Source organism: Roseibium album, from assembly GCF_001404515.1.
Taxonomy (GTDB): Bacteria; Pseudomonadota; Alphaproteobacteria; order Rhizobiales; family Stappiaceae; genus Roseibium; species Roseibium album.
This window is the reverse complement of the sequence record NZ_CXWE01000008.1, coordinates 131,044-147,574: the sequence shown is the minus strand read 5'-3', so window position 1 is coordinate 147,574 and position 16,531 is coordinate 131,044. Positions and strand designations below refer to the sequence as shown.

Sequence of the window (16,531 nt, the reverse complement as noted above, 5' to 3'; positions counted from 1 at the left end):
GTGGAAGTATGAGCACGAACGCAGAATTGAAAGATACGCCGGGCTATCTCGATCCTATCTCGGAACCTGTTGAAAATCAGTATGCAGGGACCGAGGAAGCGGCGAAAATTGGTTCGGTACCTCGTATCACGGTGCATGGCTTCTGCCTGACAGATGCGACAATGCACATGGCCGAGACCGCCATGGAAGATCGCCGCATGGCGAAGGCGCATCTGAAGCTGGACATGGGTGGAATACCTGCGGCGATCGACATTTTCGCGCAGGCGCCGACGCCGAACCTGATCATTGTGGAAACCAACGGGCAGAGGGAGGAACTTCTTTCCAACCTCGACCAGCTCGCCGAGTATTGCGATGCCGGTACCAAGGTGATCGTGATAGGGAATGTGAACGATGTTCTTCTCTACCGGGACCTTATCGCTCGCGGGGTCAGTGAATATCTGATCACTCCGGTCAATGTCTATCAGTTGATCGGCTCCATTGCCGAGCTGTATGCCGATCCGGAATCCGAACCGCTCGGCCGCACCACTGCCTTTTTTGGTGTCAAGGGAGGTTGCGGGTCTTCCACCGTTGCACATAACAGTGCCTGGGCGCTCGGACGCAACTTTCAGAGCGAAGTGGTCGTAACCGATCTGGATTTGCCGTTCGGAACGGCAGGACTCGACTACAATCAGGATCCGTTGCAAGGCGTTTTCGAGGCGATTTCGTCTCCGGACCGGCTCGATGAAACCTATCTCGACCGGATCCTTTCCAAGTGCAACGATCACCTGAGCTTGCTGGCGGCACCGGCAACCCTGGAGCGAACCTACGACCACAGTGAGAAATCGTTCGAGCAGCTTTTTGAGACCATGCGCTCAAGCGTCCCGAACGTTGTTCTCGACGTTCCACACACATGGAACTCCTGGGTCAAGAACACGTTGTTGAACGTCGATGAGATCGTTCTGGTGGCCGAGCCGGATCTGGCCAACCTGCGCAACGCGAAAAATGCCGTGGACATGCTCAAGCAGCTACGTCCAAATGATCGCCCGCCCCATCTTGTCATGAACAAGGTCAACGTGCCCAAACGGCCGGAAATCAAGCCGGAGGAGTTTGCGGCAGCGCTCGGGCTGACTGTTCAGGCATCGATCCCGTTCGAGCCCCATCTTTTCGGAACGGCGGCAAACAACGGGCAAATGATTAGTGAAATGGACGGAAAACATGCCGTATCGCGCATGTTCGACGATCTGGCCAATGCGATTTCGGGCAAGGTGCAACCGGTCAAGATATCGCGGTCTCCTTTGGGCGGCTTCTTTACAAAACTGAAACGCAAGTCCGGTTGACTGGTTCGTAAGCGGAGCTGATAGATCGCTATGTTTGGAAGACGCGGTAACTCATCGTCTGGAGCTCAAAGCTCCCATCAGGGGGGCGTTCCCGGAGGCCTGCAGGAACGGCCTGCAGAACCTGAAGCTCCAGTCCAGACCGTAGAGCAGGAAGCGCCACCTAAATCGGTGGAGAGCGAGAAACCGGCGGCTGCACCGGCTGCACCGGCCGCTACATCTGCGCCGGCTCCAGCACCGGAAGCACCGGCGACGGCACCTGCACCACGAAAGAAAAACAACGAGTATTACGAGACAAAGGCTCAGATCTTTAACGCACTTGTTGAAGCGATCGATCTGTCTCAGCTTGCGCGTCTCGACGCGGAAGACGCACGCGACGAAATTCGCGATGTTGTCAACGATATCATCGCGCTGAAAAACGTCATCATGTCCATCGCCGAGCAGGAAGACCTGCTTGAGGACATTTGTAACGACGTACTCGGATACGGGCCGCTGGAACCGCTGCTGGCGCGCGACGACATCGCCGACATCATGGTCAACGGTGCGCACACCGTCTATATCGAGACTGCCGGCAAGGTCGAACAGACCGGTGTGAATTTCCGCGACAATGCCCAGCTGATGAACATCTGCCAGCGCATCGTGAGCCAGGTTGGCCGCCGTGTCGATGACGCCAGCCCGATCTGTGACGCCCGTCTTCCCGATGGTTCGCGTGTCAACGTGATCGCACCGCCTCTTGCGATCGACGGACCCGCGCTCACAATTCGTAAGTTCAAAAAGGACAAGCTGACGCTCGATCAGCTCACAAAGTTCAACTCGATCACGCCGGAGGGGGCGACCATCCTGCAGATTATCGGCCGTTCGCGCTGTAACGTGCTGATCTCTGGCGGTACCGGTTCGGGTAAAACCACGCTTTTGAACTGCCTGACTGCCTATATTGAATCGACCGAACGTATCATCACCTGCGAAGACTCGGCTGAACTTCAGTTGCAGCAGCCTCATGTCGTTCGTCTGGAGACGCGTCCTCCCAACCTGGAAGGTCAGGGGGAGATTACGATGCGTGACCTCGTCAAGAACTGTCTGCGTATGCGCCCTGAGCGGATTATCGTGGGCGAGGTGCGTGGCCCGGAAGCCTTCGATCTGCTTCAGGCCATGAACACGGGTCACGACGGATCGATGGGAACACTTCACGCCAACTCGCCACGGGAAGCCCTGTCCAGACTTGAATCGATGATCACCATGGGCGGCTTCTCACTGCCGTCCAGGACACTCCGGGAAATGATCGTGTCGTCAATCGACGTGGTTGTGCAGGCGGCGCGTCTTCGCGACGGTTCGCGCCGCATCACGCACGTGACCGAAGTCATCGGGATGGAGGGTGACATCATCACGACGCAGGATGTCTTCCTCTATGACATTGTCGGAGAAGATCCCAATGGCCGGATCATCGGTCGTCACCGCTCGACCGGGATCGGCCGGCCGAAATTCTGGGAGCGTGCGCGCTACTTTGGTGAAGAGTCGCGTCTTGCTCAGGCGCTCGATGCCGCCGAAGTGCCCGACTATGTAGGGGAATAAGAAGCGGATGTCCGGTTTAGAAGAATTCCTAACTCCACAGGTGACGGGTATTGCCGTTGCCGGCCTGGTCATGCTTGCGGTCGCAGGCGTGATTTTCAGTCTTTTCGCGCCGAGCCTGTCCGGAACGAAACGCCGGGACCAGCGAATGCAGGCTGTTGCCGCGCGTCCGCAAACAGAGAAGCAACGAAAACTGATACGTGACGACGACCGTCGCAAGAAGTCCATTCAGGATCAGCTCAAGGATTTTGAGGAACGGCAGAAGGCCAAGCACGACAGGCAGCAGAAAGTCCCGCTCAAAGTCAAGATGGAGCAGGCCGGCCTGGGCTGGGAAATGAAGCATTTCGTCATTTTCAGCATTGTATCCTGCCTGATTTTTCTCGTGATAGGTTTCCTTGCAAGCGGAAACATCTGGATTACCTTTGCCGCCGGTTTCGCCGGTGCGCTTGGTTTTCCGCGCTGGTATGTCGGCAACAAGCGTAAGCGCCGTTTCAACAGGTTCCTGGAGGAACTGCCGAACGGGGTGGACATCATCGTGCGCGGTGTGAAGGCAGGTTTGCCGCTCGGCGATTGCATCAAGGTGGTTGCCCGTGAATCCCGCGAACCCGTGGCAACCGAATTCCGGAAAATCACCGAGACCCAGATTATGGGTGTATCGCTGGCGGAAGCCGTCGCAAAAATGCCGGAACGTGTGCCTTTGGCGGAAGCGAATTTCTTCGCGATCGTTGTCGCCATTCAGCAAAAGGCCGGTGGCGGCCTGGCCGAAGCACTTGGAAACCTGTCGAAGGTATTGCGCGGCCGCAAGGCACTGAAGGGCAAGATCAAGGCACTGAGTTCGGAAGCAAAATCCTCTGCCATGATCATCGGTGCCATGCCGTTCGGTGTCGGAGGCATCATCTTCCTGATCGCGCCCGACTACATCATGATGCTGTTCAATACCACGGCCGGCAACATCATTATCGCTGGCTGTCTGTTCTGGATGTTCATCGGCGTGATGGTCATGCGCCACATGATCAACTTCGACTTCTAGGGGGGCGGCATGGATCTCGAAACCATCGCATCGAGTCAATTTCTGGCAGGTCTGCTCGCAATGATCGCGGTGACCGGAACGATCTTTTCGCTCGTTGCGCCGATCCTGTCCCGCGATGTGCTGAAGTCACGCATGAAAACGGTCGCGATTGAACGCGACAAGCTTCGTGCCAAGGAGCGGGCGCGTCTTCAGTCGAACCCGCAGGATGCCCGCGCATCCCTCAGGAACCAGCCGAAAGCCCAGATGAAGAGCCTGGTCGACCGGCTCAACCTGAAGGAAATGCTCTCCGACGAGCACACGATGGATAAGTTGAGAATGGCCGGGTATCGTGGCTCTGCACCGCTCTACTACTTCCTGACTGCGCGTATCGCACTGCCGGCCATCATTCTGGTGATTGCCCTTTTCTATGCCTTCGTCGTCATACCGGATTTGTTGCCGACTGTTGCCAAGGTATGCCTTAGTATCGCGATTGCCGGCATCGGAGCCTTCCTTCCCAATCTGTTTTTGAAAAACAAGATCGACAAACGCAAACTCAACATTCAGCGTGCCTGGCCGGATGCATTGGATTTGATGCTGATCTGTGTTGAATCGGGCATGTCCATTGAAGGTGCGTTCCAGAAAGTCGCCGAAGAAGTCGGCGTTCAGTCCGTGGACCTCGCCGAGGAACTGTCCTTGACGACTGCGGAGCTCTCCTATTTGAGCGAACGGCGCGGCGCTTATGAAAACCTGGCCAAGCGCACCGGCGTCGATGGTGTGAAGAACGTCATGATGGCACTCATTCAGGCGGAACGCTACGGTACACCGGTTGGAACCGCGATCCGTACGATGGCGGACGACACGCGCGAGCAGCGCATGTTGTTTGCCGAGCAGAAGGCTGCATCGCTTCCGCCCAAACTCACCGTACCCATGATCCTGTTCTTCCTGCCGGTTCTGTTTTTCATCATCATGAGCCCCGCCGTCATGCAGGTTATGGAACTCGACAGTTTCTGAGGCAATCGCCGGCGACAACGGCGAATGGCCGGAAGTCTGACCGAACAACAAGAAAGCCCCCTTCGATCGTTTCGGATCGAAGGGGGCTTTTTCATTGATTGGCAAGGGCTGCAGCGGCCATCATGAGGCTTGCAAGCTGGCGTTGGGTGGCGACAACATCGGTTCGTGGGAGTTTGCAAAAGAAGGAACCAGGCATGATCGAGGCCCCTCCACTTCTAACCGTCAAGGCTTCAATGAAACGGCCGACAGAAGCCCAGACCGCTTCCTTTCAGGGGGTGCCGACAGGGTTTGTCGTCGACGCTCTTTATGGCGGCGGTGCGTTGTCGCAGAATATTGGCCCACTCGGCGATGGTCGGGATGTGCACTGCGTGGCGGCTGGACCGGCGCTTACCGCGGATTGCGGTGCGGCCGACGTCCTTGCTGTCTTCGCCGCACTGAAATTCATTCAGCCCGGTGATATCGTCGTTTCGTCGTTTGCCAATCACTCCGGCTGTGCAGCCGGCGGAGACGGCTTGGTCGGCATGATGAAGAATTGTGGCGCAGCAGGGTTCGTTACCGATGGGCCGATGCGTGATTATTCCGGAATGGTTCGGGTAGGATTGCCGGTCTGGTGCACCGGTATAACGCCTGCGTCACCGCATATGTCAGGTCCTGGTTCCGTCGGGTATCCGATACAGATCGGTGCACAGGAAGTCGAAACCGGTGACATGATCGTGGCCGATCAGGACGGGGTTGTTGTTGTCCCGTTCGAACGCCTCGACGAAGTCATCTCGAACCTTGAAAGCATACGTGTCTCGGAGCAGACCCAGGATGCCAGGGTCGCAGCAGGAATGCGCATGCCTGAATGGGTGGAGGAACTGCTGGAAAGCGACCGGGTCGTCGTCAGGGATTGACGCTGCCCGCTGACCGACCGATGGGCGTTCGCGGCGTGGGGACAGACCTGGTCTGTCCGCAAAGTGCTCGTTTTGCTCCCGCCATGGATTCCTTCCAGGCAAAGCAGGGAGGGGGATGGTTCAGCCCTGGCTTCAGCCGCGCTGACGGGTCTGCATCATGTCGCGCAGGTATGCGATGTTCGCTTGTGCCTGTCGAGGGTCAAGTTCCGCAGTGGCAACTTCGACCGCTTCCTCGAATTTACCCTGTACGCCAAGTACAAGGGCAAGATTCTGGCGAACACGGCTGTCTGCATTCGGCAGGCTGGCGGCGCGTCGCAAATTGTATTCTGCGTCCGGCAGCTTGTTGGACAACAGGTAGGACAGCCCGAGATTGTTGAGAAGGCTGGGGTCGTCCGGAGCAATCTTGAGAGCCTGCTTGTAAAGACTGCGAGCCTTCTCGTGGTTGCCGGTCTGATCATAGATAGCCGCTTCGGCCGACATGATTTTCCAGTCCGGCATATCCGGCCGCTGCGCCCGCCTTAGGACATTGAGGGCTTCGTCGAAGCGCCCGTTCATGGCCAGTATCTTGCCATAGGCGGATGCAATTTCGCGATCTTTCTGATGGGCAATCACACCGGACCTGAGAACGGCCAGGGATTGTTCGATCTGGCCATTCTGGCTCAAGGCGTTGGAATATCCGAGGATCGCCGTCCGATTGCTGCGGTCCTTGTCGTATCTCTTTGCCCATTTGCCGACTTCCGCCCGCGCCAGATTTGAACCGGGGGAAACCGAGTGGCTGCCGGAGGCAGGAGAGTAGGTCCCGGTGTTGGACTTGTTGGAGGCGCATCCGGTTACCAGGACAAGCGCCGTCATGGCAACAAGCGCAGAGGCCACTCTGGTGCGGCGTGATACGGATCCGATTCTGGGCGCTTGCATTTTCAACATCCTTGTTGTCCGCAGCAGTAAAGGTCTCCTAGAGAAATAGATAATTAACCCTAATGGATGGTTAAGCACCGTTGCGAATTGCAAGATTTGCAGAAGCTCAGCACATCGTATTGCGTCTTCCGGCAAGGCGGCTTACCTGTTGAACCACATTGTTCCAGTCAACGGAGTGCTGCCTGTGCGCGAAATCCTCGTCCGCAATACCGATTTGTCCGAAGCAACCCCCATTCTCGCTGTCACGGAAGCCTCGCTTGCCGAAGTTCTCGCCGGGCTCGGGCAGAGTGCCGGGAATTGGTGCGCCGTCAACGATTTCAGCGGCAGGCCCTCCTCGTGTTTGCTGATCCCGTCTGCAGAGGGAAGCGGAGCGACAGTTCTTTTCGGTGTGGAGGAGACGGGATTGCCGCATCCCTTTGCCCTTGGGGCCATTGTCGGCAGCCTGCCGAAAGGTGATTATAGCCTCGCAGACGGCTTTCCAGATCCGGAGCAGGCAGCACTCGGATTTGCGCTGTCGGCCTACCGTTTCGAACAGTATGTTACTCCTTCCCGGAAGATCCGCAGGCTCGGCGTTGGCAAGGACGTCGACCTCGACAGGATCGGCATTGTCCTCGATGGCGTGAAACTGGCACGGGATCTCATCAACACCCCGGCAAACGATCTGGGTCCTGAGGAACTGGCTGCTGCTGTCGCGGCGCTTTTCGAAAAGCATGGCGGAGCCGGGCGTGTGGTTGTTGGTGAAGACCTTCTCGACGAGAATTTTCCGATGGTGCACGCGGTTGGGCGCGCAAGTTCCAGAGCACCCCGCATCGCTGATTTTACCTGGGGAGAGGCGTCAAATCCCAAGGTTACCCTGGTCGGCAAGGGTGTCATCTTTGATACAGGCGGTCTGAACCTGAAGCCGGGGTCTTCCATGTCGTTGATGAAAAAGGACATGGGTGGCTCAGCCAATGTCCTTGGCCTGGCCTCGATGATTATGGCGGCAAAACTGCCCGTTCGACTTCGGGTCATCGTTCCGTGTGTTGAAAATGCGGTCTCCGGGAATGCCTTCCGGCCGGGCGATATCCTCTCAAGCCGCAAGGGTTTGAGCGTGGAAATCGGCAATACAGATGCCGAAGGCCGTCTGATACTGGGAGATGCGCTTGCATTGGCGGACGAGGAAAGTCCGGATCTGATGATCGATATGGCAACCCTGACAGGAGCAGCGCGCGTCGCGCTTGGTCCGGATCTGCCGCCATATTACACACATGACGAAGGTCTTGCCGAAGACATTGCCGTCATGGCGGAAGCCGCGGCCGATCCCTTGTGGCGTTTGCCGCTCTGGCAGCCATACATGAAGTATCTCGACAGCAAGGTCGCCGATATCAATCACATCAACACCTCAGGCGCGGGATTTGCCGGCTCGATCACGGCAGCCCTGTTCCTGTCCCGGTTTGTTGAAAACACGGAGAGCTGGATCCATTTCGATATATTCGGCTGGACACCGGCTGATAAACCGGGGAAACCCGCCGGTGGCGAAGCACAAGGTATCCGCTGCCTGTTTGACCTGATATCCGAACGCTATTCGTCAGCACAATAACGGGTCCGAAACGTTTTTGTGCTTTTATGGCCATGAAGAATGGGTGAGACGGGCTCTGTCATGGCGGTCGACATACGCGCCTCTCAGGCGTTGAAATTGTTGCATGAAGTCAATCTGGCGCTGGTGCGCGACAGTGAACAGGACCTGTCTGCGCGCCAGTTGACGATCCTGCTCACGGTCTATCTGGAGCCTCCACCTCACACGGTGCGCGGTCTCGCCGCGAAACTGAATGTCACAAAACCGGCCATCACGAGAGCGCTCGATACGCTCGGCAGTCTCCGGCTTCTGTCGCGCAAACGCGATGAGGCCGACAAGCGCAACGTGATCATAACCCGAACAGTTGTCGGTGCTCTTTATCTGGAGCAATTGGGCGATCTCGTGGTAGAGAAAGCCAAGGAACTGCCGCGCTAATTGCGCACCAAACCTGGATATGAAAATCTAACATGACGACTTCCTTCGACCGCCGCCTCCATCCTGTCCGACCCGATCTTGCCGCTCGCGACTATGAAGGAAAAGTTGAAACGGGCCGTTTTGTCGATGGCGAAGTGTTTCAGGTGACCGCTGACAGTCTTGCCATCCGGCCGGATCCACGGCCGGACTGTCCCATCGACACCGAAGCCTTGTGCGGGGAGTGGATCACCGTTTACGAGAAGACGGCTGAGGGATGGGCCTGGGGCCAACTCGACACGGACGGCTATGTCGGCTGGTTTTCGTCTGATGGGCTAGGGTCCGTAACGGCGGCAACACATCGGGTGAGGGCGCTGAGGACCTATCGCTATCCCGGTCCCGATCTGAAATTTCCGCCGCGTGATCTTCTCTCCATGGGGGCTCAGGTGACGGTTGTCGGCGAAACAGAAACGCGCGGCCTCAACTATGCAATTCTCAATGACGGCTCTTCTGTCGTCGCCAAGCATCTGGTTTCTCTGGACGACTATGACGCGGACTGGGTCGCCGTGGCGGAGGAAATGCTCGGCACACCCTATCTCTGGGGCGGTCGCACAACTGTCGGCCTGGATTGTTCCGCACTGATCCAGTTGGCCGGACAGGCCAGTGGTCTCGACATACTGCGTGACAGCGATATGCAGGAAGCCGAGGCCGGACACGAGATCCCGCATGACGATCCGTCAGCGTTACAGCGGGGCGACCTTGTGTTCTGGAAAGGACATGTGGCGATCGTTACCGGCCCGAACAGGTTGCTCCATGCCAACGGTTTCACGATGACGGTTGCCTATGAAGATCTCGACCGGGCGATATCACGGATCGCCGCAACGGAGTGGGGAGCTGTGACGAAGGCACGAAGGCTCCAGAGAAGGTCAGAGTGACCGGACCATGTTCTGCCACAGGGTTTCGATGTCGTTTTCTACGGGTTTGCAGGCCCTGCGAAACCAGTAGCCTGCGTTGCCATGATCACCCTCGATGAGGTGGCAAAGCGCATGTATCCAGTCATGGGCCGGTTCGCCCTCTGCACTTTGACAGATTTCATGTGCGGCCTCCCATTCCGGTCCGATGGCCAATCCTCCCTTTTTCAGCCACCAGAGCGCAGCCATGGGCCTGGAAAGGTCATCGGACGGTTCGGCGGTTGAGACATCCATGAGTGTGTTTTCGGACATTGAGACACCTGATTTCAGATTGAGGGCAGCCTTTCGGCTTTGTTTTGGTAGCGAAGCAACATCGGCCTCCGGTTTTTCGGGGCGTGCTCTAGGAATTCGGTGTAATTGCCAGGCGCGGCTCATCAGGTTCCTGCGTCTCCTTGGCGGCTTCGATTTCACCAAGCTCAAGATCCTCGATCTTGCGGCTACGCTTGGTAATCTTGTCGGTGGAGATCAGGATTTGGTCAATGTCCTTGTTTGCCTGGGTAAAATGGGACTGAAGCTTGCCGACACGGTCATTGAGGCGGCTGACATCCGCAATCAGATGGCCGACTTCCGCCTGGATCAGGTGTGCCTGCTCTCGCATCTTGGCGTCTCGCAGCACGGACTGAATGACCTGAATCGAGAGCATCAGGAGAGAAGGTGACACGATCACCACGCGGGTTCTGTGTGCCTTTTGAACCAGGTCCTCGAAGCCCTCGTTGAGCTCTGCAAACACGCTTTCTGAGGGGACGAACAGGAAGGCGGTGTCCTGGGTTTCTCCAGGCAGGAGATACTTCTCGCCGATATCCTGGATATGCTTGGAAAAATCCCGGCGGAACTGCGCCTGAGCGTATTTCAGCTGCTCCTCTGTCTCCGCCTTGCGCAGGAGGTTGAACCCTTCCAGCGGAAACTTGGCGTCGATCGCAAGGGAAGGTGCGCCGTTCGGCATATGGATAAGGCAGTCGGGCCGGTTGTTGTTCGAGAGTGTCGCCTGGAACGAATAGGTGCTTGGGGCCATCTGATCCTGGATGATGGCTTCCATCCGGCCCTGTCCGAAGGCGCCGCGCGTTTGCTTGTTCGAAAGAATCGACTGCAATTGACCTACCTGGCCGGAAAGGTCGGTGATCGTCTGCTGAGCCCGGTCGATCACCGCGAGGCGTTCGTGAAGGTGCCTGAGACCGTCCTGGGTTTTCTTCGTCGTGTCGGCCATCGAGATACCGAGTTTGTGCCCCATCCCGTCGAGGCGCTCGTTGACTGCGCGCATCATGTCCGATTGGCGCGAACCGAACACTTCGGCCATCGTTTGCATGCGTCCCGTCATCTCGCCCTGAGACTTGAGAAGTTGCGAGAGGTGGCTCTCAAGCTCGTGTATCTGTTCCGTCGCGGCGCTGTCGGCATCCGCCCGCTGGCGGATCTGGCGCATGGTCTTCAGAACCAGCCAGACGATCAGCGTCAGCAGGAACAGTCCGCCTGCAATGGCGGTTTCCAGAACCGTCACCGGACGGCCACTAAACTCAAACAGGATCTCGTTCATGAAACAAACATAGAACGATTCGGCCAGAAGGCACATCCGCAACGCAATTCTGATGCGTTCAAAACGCAGGCGAACCCGTTGATTTCCGCGTTGACCACTGCCGCTTGATTGCCTATGTCAGACGCATGACTAAACGCTCGATTGTTACGATTCCCGACCCGGTTCTCCGCGAAGTCTGTGCGCCCGTCGATACGGTTGACGACGACATCCGCGCCCTGTCCGACGATATGCTTGAAACCATGTACGACGCGCCGGGCATCGGCCTCGCCGCCAGTCAGATCGGCATCCTGAAGCGCATGTTCGTGCTTGATGTCGCCAAGGAAGATGCGCCGAAGGAGCCGATGGTTTTCATCAACCCGAAAATTGTCTGGTCGAGCGAGGATTCGTCCGTCTATCAGGAAGGCTGCCTGTCCATCCCTGAATACTTCGAGGATGTCGAGCGTCCGGCAGAAGTGATGGTGCAGTTTCTGGATCGCGAGGGCGCCGAGAAGGAAATCAGGGCGAACGGCTTGCTGGCTACCTGTGTTCAGCATGAGCTTGACCATCTCGACGGGAAATTGTTCATAGACTACCTGTCGAAGCTGAAGCGGGATCGGGTGATCAAGAAGTTCACGAAGCAGGCAAAACTGGCCGGCAAGGACTGAACGGGACAAGGGAGATTGCCCAGTGGATCAGGAACTGTTCCTGAAAACATTCGCCGCGCTCTTTGCGATCATGAGTCCGATCGCCAACCTGCCGGTATTCCTGGCGCTGACATCGGACCGTGGACCTGCGTTTGAACGCAAGGTGGCCTTTACGCTTCTGATCAGCCTGACGGCCGGATCCGTCGTGATCGGCCTGAGCGGCGACATCATATTGAAGGTTTTCGGCATCAGTCTTGATGCCTTTCGACTTGCAGGCGGTTTCCTGATTCTTCTGATTGCACTCGACCTCATTTCCGGGCAGAGCACCAAGGCCCACCACGGTTCGTCGAAGGAAAAGGAAAACATGAAGTCGCAGGACAATCCGGCGATCTACCCTTTGACAGTGCCTGTGCTTCTTGGGCCCGGTTCGATTTCGACAATGATCATTTTCCGCGGGCAAGTGCACAATACCAGCCAGGAAATTGCCTATGTCGCCGCCGTTGCCGCGGCCATCGCGCTCCTGATCGCAACGTTCTTCGCCGCCCCATTCCTGTCACGCTTTCTCGGTGAGACCGCAAACAGCGTCATGAGTCGTTTGATGGGCATGATCCTGGCTGCAATCGCCATGGAAATGATGACGGGCAGCCTCAAGGTCCTGCTTCCCGGCCTGGCCTGACAGGGCGCGTTTGCAAACTATCGACATCCTGCGAGCGCGTGTCCGCACAATCTCGATGGATCGGCGGCTCAACTGGAAGCCATTGGCCAGTCGTTCGCAACAAGAGCAATCCCGCATCACGGGTTGAAGAGGAACGAGCGTTCAGCACGTTGGACTATCGAAGGCGTGCGATGCCATATCCAGGCGACTGGACATCTGTACACTTGCCCGGACCGGCGTAAGGCGTAATAAGGGGCAAACTTTCGAAGAACCCTCAGGAACCTCATGTCTCTTCGCGTCGTCTTTATGGGCACTCCGGAATTTTCCGTGCCGACCCTCATGGAAATCGTTGGACAGGGGCACGATGTGGTCGCCTGCTATTCACAGCCACCCAGGCCGGCCGGAAGAGGCATGGATCTGAAGAAGTCTCCCGTACATGAGGCGGCTGAATCATTCGGTATCCCTGTTTTTACCCCCAAGAGCCTGAAGGACACCGCCGAGCAAACCCGGTTTGTTGATTTTGAAGCGGATGTCGCGGTTGTTGTCGCTTACGGACTGTTGCTGCCGGGGCCTGTGCTCGACGCGCCACAATTCGGTTGCCTGAACCTTCATGCCTCGATGCTGCCGCGCTGGCGAGGGGCCGCGCCGATCAACCGGGCGATCATGGCGGGGGACAAGGAAACTGCCGTTCAGGTCATGCGTATGGAAGAAGGGCTCGACACCGGCCCGGTCTGCATGTCGGAGACTGTTGCGATCGACAAGAACATGACCGCGGGGGAATTGCATGATCGGCTTTCCGGTCTTGGCGGTGACTTGATGGTCCGCGCGCTGGCAGCCCTGTCACGCGGTGCGCTGGGCGAGCAATCCCAGGCTGAAGAAGGCGTCACCTACGCGGCCAAGCTGTCCAAGCTGGAAACGCGTATCGACTGGTCGAAATCGGCTGAAGAGGTTCACAATCACATTCGCGGACTGTCACCCTTTCCAGGGGCCTGGTGCGAAATGCCTCTGGGCAGCAAACCTGAAAGAGTCAAGGTCCTGCGAAGCTCGGTTGCCGATACCGGCGGGAAACCGGGGACTGTCCTTTCGACAACTGATGTTCCGGCTGTCGCATGCGGGGCGGGTGCCGTGCGCCTGGAACAGGTTCAGCGGGCCGGCAAGAAACCGATGAGCGGTGAGGAATTCCTGCGGGGCGTATCTCTTTCTGATGGCACGCAACTGGATTAAGCTCAGGTAGCTGGAGAAAATCATGAACGACGCAGTCGGGACACTCAATCTGACAATTCGCGATGTTGTGCGCGAAGACGAGGCCGTTGTTCGCGAACTGCTGATAGCCGCCTTTCCCTCTGATATCGAAGCGCGACTTGTCCACAAACTGCGCCACTGCGGCGCACTCGTTCTGGAGCAGGTGGCCGTACAGGAAACCGGAGATGTTGTCGGCCATGTCGCTTACAGCCGGGTGACGCCCGCAGCAATCGGTTCCGGCCAGGGTCTTCAGGTCTGCTGTCTGGCACCGGTATCCGTTCGACCGGAAAATCAGCACACAGGCGTCGGTTCTGCGTTGATTACGGCATCTCTTCAGACACTGAAGAACCTTGGCGAAGATCTCGTCCTGGTTCTCGGACCGCCGACATATTACCCGCGTTTCGGCTTTGATCCGGTTCTGGCTCGCAAGGTTCAGGCGCCCTACGCGGGCGATGCCTTCATGGCGCTTGCGCTGACTGCTGCCGGCACCGATGATCTGCCTATTGAAGTGGCCTTTGCCACGCCGTTTGAAGAATTCGAATAATGCCGCGTTACAAGCTGACGGTGGAATATGACGGTCGGCCTTTCTGCGGCTGGCAGCGACAGGCCAACGGGCCGTCTGTGCAGGCGGTGATCGAACGGGCGGTCCAGGCATTTACTGGAGAAGTCGTAACGATCGGCGGCGCCGGGCGCACCGATACCGGTGTCCATGCGACCGGGCAGGTGTGTCACATTGATCTGGTAAAACCCTGGCCGGTCAGGACCATTATGGGGGCAATGAACTTTCACTGCCAGCCGGACCCGGTGGTGATCCTTGATTGCACCGAAATGCATGAGGGTTTCGACGCCCGTTTTTCCGCAATCCGCCGCTCTTACCGTTACCGCATTCACAACCGCGTGCCGCCGCTGACCCATCAGCGCGGTCTTGCATGGCATGTGAAACCGGATCTCGACGCCGACGCGATGCATGAGGCCGCCCAGGAATTTGTCGGGCATCATGACTTCACGACGTTCCGCCACTCCCGTTGCCAGGCCAGGAGCCCGGAAAAAACGCTTGAGGAATTCCGCGTTTACCGGGAGAGGGAACTTGTCATCGCCGAATGTTCGTCCCGTTCGTTCCTGCACAACCAGGTTCGCTCGATGGTCGGTACGCTGAGACTGGTGGGAGAAGGCAAATGGGGGACGGGAGATATCACCAGGGCGCTCCAGGCCCGGGACCGTAACGCCTGCGGCCCGGTCGCCCCTGCGGACGGCCTCTATCTTACCCGCGTGGATTACCGTTCGGCGGAGATGGACATCGAACTCCTGCGGGACTGGCAGGCGCGCAAGGCTTTGCTGGAAGCCGAGGGCGCCAGTGAGGCGTAAGGTCGGGACGGCGCCTTGTCAAAACATGACCTGGTTGCCTCTTCCGCGGGGAAATTGATCCTGCCGTCGATCAGGTTCACTCAAGTGCCTGGCTGAATTCTCGCGCGCAATCGCTATCCCCCTGTGATGCCTCCCAGTATGTCGCCGAGATTTGCCAATATGTAGCCGATGATGATCACGCCGGCGATGATCATGACCGTCCAGACGAACAATTGAAAACCGATTGCCAGGCCACCCAAACCGACGGCAGCGGCGACCACCCGTCTGTTTTCCCGCATGACGAAACCGATGACGCCGAGAACGATTGCAATCCCGGCAAGCACATAGGCACATGTTTGCAGAATGCGATCCAGACCCCAGACCTGTGCCTGGGGTTCCGGTTGCGGCTCACCTTTAAGGCCACGCAGAGCGGACTCACGGATGTCTGCCGCAATTTCCCCGATTGACTGCCCGATGGTTGGCTGGGGATCGATCGGACCGGCGCTGTGCAGAAAAAGCGCCAGAACCAGCGCGACGGCACCGAACACTATACCGGCAAGACCGGACCACGATTTCCTGTCGATTGATGCTTCGCGCATGAATCGTCCTCCGTGATGATGAAACCACGGCCGCAGAGTGCCACGTTCCGCTTAAGCTTGTCTTCACGGCAGGTGCCTGGATTTGTCATGCATCGAAAGCTTCCGTTAAGCCGATGCCGTCTGACTATTGTCCTGCGGGATCACCACGCACTTCTTGTAGAGATGCCAGGTCGTGTGACCGAGTACCGGCAATACGACGATCAGACCGAGAAACGCAGGGACCATCGAAACAATCAAAAGTGCGGTTACGACAAAGGCCCAGCCGATCATTGGAACCGGTGAGGTAACGACAGCGCGTACGCTGGTGATCATCGCGGTGATGAAGTCCCGGTCTTCTTCCAGAAGCAGCGGAAAGGAGACAACCGTCAGCGAGAAGAGCAACAACGAGAGAATCGCACCGACTACGTGTCCCACAGCCAGGAACATCAATCCTTCGGGGGTTGAGATAACCTGTGTCAGGAATTCGTCGAACGATGCAAACGACTTGAACCCGAGGAAAAGCGCGAGCAACAGCCGGACCTGATACATCCACATGATCTGGATGAACAGTACGACGAAGGCCATCCAGGAAAGTTCGCGGCCCTTCTGAGCCCACATGGCACCGAATATGGCGGACCAGGAAAGCTCCTCCCCGGAGGCGAGGCGCCGACTGACCTCGTAGAGCCCAACGGCTGCGAACGGACCGATGAGGACGAAGCCGGCCGCTGCGGGGTATGCCAGATAGCTCATGTTGAGCGCCGCGGCACTCAGGATGACAAACAGCCCGCCGGCGGCAAAAAGGGCGCCGATGGCCAATCCGTAGACTGGAGCCTTCCGGAAATCCATCAAGCCGGCTGCCAGTGCATCGATGACGTCGTTGGCGGTGATCCTGTTGACCTGCGGCATCGGGCGAAGGG

General features: G+C 57.7%; 18 protein-coding genes. 13 read left to right on the top strand and 5 right to left on the bottom strand.

From position 1 onward, the window contains the following. Window positions 1-8 precede the first annotated feature (8 nt). The 5 genes from LA5095_RS25080 (at window position 9) to LA5095_RS25060 (ending at window position 5,792) form a co-directional block, all read left to right on the top strand. Window positions 9-1,316, top strand: coding sequence for a CpaE/TadZ family protein (locus LA5095_RS25080; RefSeq protein ID WP_082442955.1), 1,308 nt, complete (start codon window positions 9-11; stop codon window positions 1,314-1,316). Window positions 1,317-1,346: 30 nt separating this feature from the next. Further along, window positions 1,347-2,882, top strand: a complete 1,536-nt coding sequence (locus LA5095_RS25075) for a TadA family conjugal transfer-associated ATPase (protein ID WP_082442954.1) — start codon at window positions 1,347-1,349, stop codon at window positions 2,880-2,882. A gap of 7 nt (window positions 2,883-2,889) precedes the next feature. Beyond that, window positions 2,890-3,909 carry a type II secretion system F family protein gene (locus LA5095_RS25070; RefSeq protein WP_055120052.1) on the top strand — a complete coding sequence of 340 codons (1,020 nt, stop codon included), beginning with the start codon at window positions 2,890-2,892 and terminating at the stop codon, window positions 3,907-3,909. A 9-nt stretch (window positions 3,910-3,918) separates the two neighbouring features. Then, window positions 3,919-4,899: a type II secretion system F family protein gene (locus tag LA5095_RS25065; RefSeq protein WP_055120050.1), complete on the top strand. Its 981-nt coding sequence runs from the start codon at window positions 3,919-3,921 to the stop codon at window positions 4,897-4,899. 194 nt (window positions 4,900-5,093) lie between these two features. Then, window positions 5,094-5,792 (top strand): RraA family protein, encoded by a 699-nt coding sequence (locus LA5095_RS25060; protein ID WP_055120401.1) that lies wholly within the window; start codon window positions 5,094-5,096, stop codon window positions 5,790-5,792. A 132-nt stretch (window positions 5,793-5,924) separates the two neighbouring features. On the opposite strand, the gene LA5095_RS25055 is transcribed toward LA5095_RS25060, so the two are convergent. Next, entirely contained in the window at window positions 5,925-6,707 is a 783-nt protein-coding gene (locus LA5095_RS25055; RefSeq protein WP_055120400.1) for a tetratricopeptide repeat protein, read from the bottom strand. Between the two features lie 184 nt (window positions 6,708-6,891). Between LA5095_RS25055 and LA5095_RS25050 the strand changes: the two genes are divergently transcribed. Genes LA5095_RS25050 through LA5095_RS25040 form a run of 3 tightly spaced genes read left to right on the top strand, consistent with a single transcriptional unit; the run spans window position 6,892 to window position 9,608 of the window. After that, window positions 6,892-8,286 carry a leucyl aminopeptidase family protein gene (locus LA5095_RS25050; RefSeq protein WP_082442974.1) on the top strand — a complete coding sequence of 465 codons (1,395 nt, stop codon included), beginning with the start codon at window positions 6,892-6,894 and terminating at the stop codon, window positions 8,284-8,286. 60 nt (window positions 8,287-8,346) lie between these two features. Next, window positions 8,347-8,697 (top strand): MarR family transcriptional regulator, encoded by a 351-nt coding sequence (locus tag LA5095_RS25045; protein WP_029062280.1) that lies wholly within the window; start codon window positions 8,347-8,349, stop codon window positions 8,695-8,697. 32 nt (window positions 8,698-8,729) lie between these two features. After that, a complete protein-coding gene (locus tag LA5095_RS25040; RefSeq protein WP_055120048.1) occupies window positions 8,730-9,608 on the top strand; it encodes a C40 family peptidase in 879 nt (292 codons plus the stop codon). Here LA5095_RS25040 and LA5095_RS25035 read toward each other — a convergent pair. Both LA5095_RS25035 and LA5095_RS25030 read right to left on the bottom strand, forming a co-directional pair. Then, window positions 9,600-9,896: a hypothetical protein gene (locus LA5095_RS25035; RefSeq protein WP_055120046.1), complete on the bottom strand. Its 297-nt coding sequence runs from the start codon at window positions 9,894-9,896 to the stop codon at window positions 9,600-9,602. The two genes, LA5095_RS25040 and LA5095_RS25035, sit on opposite strands and share 9 nt — an antisense overlap. Before the next feature lie 88 nt (window positions 9,897-9,984). Continuing rightward, window positions 9,985-11,172: a DNA recombination protein RmuC gene (locus LA5095_RS25030; protein WP_055120396.1), complete on the bottom strand. Its 1,188-nt coding sequence runs from the start codon at window positions 11,170-11,172 to the stop codon at window positions 9,985-9,987. 125 nt (window positions 11,173-11,297) lie between these two features. Here LA5095_RS25030 and def point away from each other — a divergent pair, with 125 nt between their 5' ends. From def to truA, 5 genes are all read left to right on the top strand, one after another. Continuing rightward, entirely contained in the window at window positions 11,298-11,816 is a 519-nt protein-coding gene (def, locus tag LA5095_RS25025) for a peptide deformylase (RefSeq protein ID WP_055120394.1), read from the top strand. A 22-nt stretch (window positions 11,817-11,838) separates the two neighbouring features. Further along, entirely contained in the window at window positions 11,839-12,471 is a 633-nt protein-coding gene (locus LA5095_RS25020) for a MarC family protein (RefSeq protein ID WP_055120044.1), read from the top strand. A 264-nt stretch (window positions 12,472-12,735) separates the two neighbouring features. Next, complete coding sequence (fmt, locus tag LA5095_RS25015; protein ID WP_055120042.1) at window positions 12,736-13,674, top strand: methionyl-tRNA formyltransferase; 939 nt, start codon at window positions 12,736-12,738, stop codon at window positions 13,672-13,674. Between the two features lie 22 nt (window positions 13,675-13,696). Next, complete coding sequence (locus LA5095_RS25010) at window positions 13,697-14,236, top strand: GNAT family N-acetyltransferase (protein WP_055120040.1); 540 nt, start codon at window positions 13,697-13,699, stop codon at window positions 14,234-14,236. Beyond that, on the top strand, window positions 14,236-15,057 hold the full coding sequence (truA, locus tag LA5095_RS25005) for a tRNA pseudouridine(38-40) synthase TruA (RefSeq protein ID WP_055120038.1): 822 nt from the start codon (window positions 14,236-14,238) through the stop codon (window positions 15,055-15,057). Before LA5095_RS25010 ends, truA begins: the two co-directional genes overlap by 1 nt. 113 nt (window positions 15,058-15,170) lie before the next feature. On the opposite strand, the gene yidI is transcribed toward truA, so the two are convergent. Together yidI and LA5095_RS24995 are read right to left on the bottom strand one after the other, a co-directional pair. Next, the gene (gene yidI, locus LA5095_RS25000; RefSeq protein WP_055120036.1) at window positions 15,171-15,635 is read right to left on the bottom strand and encodes an inner membrane protein YidI; all 465 of its coding nucleotides are present in this window, start codon (window positions 15,633-15,635) and stop codon (window positions 15,171-15,173) included. Between the two features lie 105 nt (window positions 15,636-15,740). Further along, entirely contained in the window at window positions 15,741-16,520 is a 780-nt protein-coding gene (locus LA5095_RS24995) for a DUF2189 domain-containing protein (protein WP_055120392.1), read from the bottom strand. Window positions 16,521-16,531: the final 11 nt, after the last annotated feature.

Excerpts from the sequence above, each read along its gene's own strand:
- LA5095_RS25080 (WP_082442955.1), top strand. The coding sequence starts at position 9 with ATGAGCACGAACGCAGAATTGAAAGATACGCCGGGCTATCTCGATCCT.
- LA5095_RS25075 (WP_082442954.1), top strand. The coding sequence starts at position 1,347 with ATGTTTGGAAGACGCGGTAACTCATCGTCTGGAGCTCAAAGCTCCCAT.
- LA5095_RS25070 (WP_055120052.1), top strand. The coding sequence starts at position 2,890 with ATGTCCGGTTTAGAAGAATTCCTAACTCCACAGGTGACGGGTATTGCC.
- LA5095_RS25065 (WP_055120050.1), top strand. The coding sequence starts at position 3,919 with ATGGATCTCGAAACCATCGCATCGAGTCAATTTCTGGCAGGTCTGCTC.
- LA5095_RS25060 (WP_055120401.1), top strand. The coding sequence starts at position 5,094 with ATGATCGAGGCCCCTCCACTTCTAACCGTCAAGGCTTCAATGAAACGG.
- LA5095_RS25055 (WP_055120400.1), bottom strand. The coding sequence starts at position 6,707 with ATGCAAGCGCCCAGAATCGGATCCGTATCACGCCGCACCAGAGTGGCC.
- LA5095_RS25045 (WP_029062280.1), top strand. The coding sequence starts at position 8,347 with ATGGCGGTCGACATACGCGCCTCTCAGGCGTTGAAATTGTTGCATGAA.
- LA5095_RS25040 (WP_055120048.1), top strand. The coding sequence starts at position 8,730 with ATGACGACTTCCTTCGACCGCCGCCTCCATCCTGTCCGACCCGATCTT.
- LA5095_RS25035 (WP_055120046.1), bottom strand. The coding sequence starts at position 9,896 with ATGTCCGAAAACACACTCATGGATGTCTCAACCGCCGAACCGTCCGAT.
- LA5095_RS25030 (WP_055120396.1), bottom strand. The coding sequence starts at position 11,172 with ATGAACGAGATCCTGTTTGAGTTTAGTGGCCGTCCGGTGACGGTTCTG.
- def (WP_055120394.1), top strand. The coding sequence starts at position 11,298 with ATGACTAAACGCTCGATTGTTACGATTCCCGACCCGGTTCTCCGCGAA.
- fmt (WP_055120042.1), top strand. The coding sequence starts at position 12,736 with ATGTCTCTTCGCGTCGTCTTTATGGGCACTCCGGAATTTTCCGTGCCG.
- LA5095_RS25010 (WP_055120040.1), top strand. The coding sequence starts at position 13,697 with ATGAACGACGCAGTCGGGACACTCAATCTGACAATTCGCGATGTTGTG.
- truA (WP_055120038.1), top strand. The coding sequence starts at position 14,236 with ATGCCGCGTTACAAGCTGACGGTGGAATATGACGGTCGGCCTTTCTGC.
- yidI (WP_055120036.1), bottom strand. The coding sequence starts at position 15,635 with ATGCGCGAAGCATCAATCGACAGGAAATCGTGGTCCGGTCTTGCCGGT.
- LA5095_RS24995 (WP_055120392.1), bottom strand. The coding sequence starts at position 16,520 with ATGCCGCAGGTCAACAGGATCACCGCCAACGACGTCATCGATGCACTG.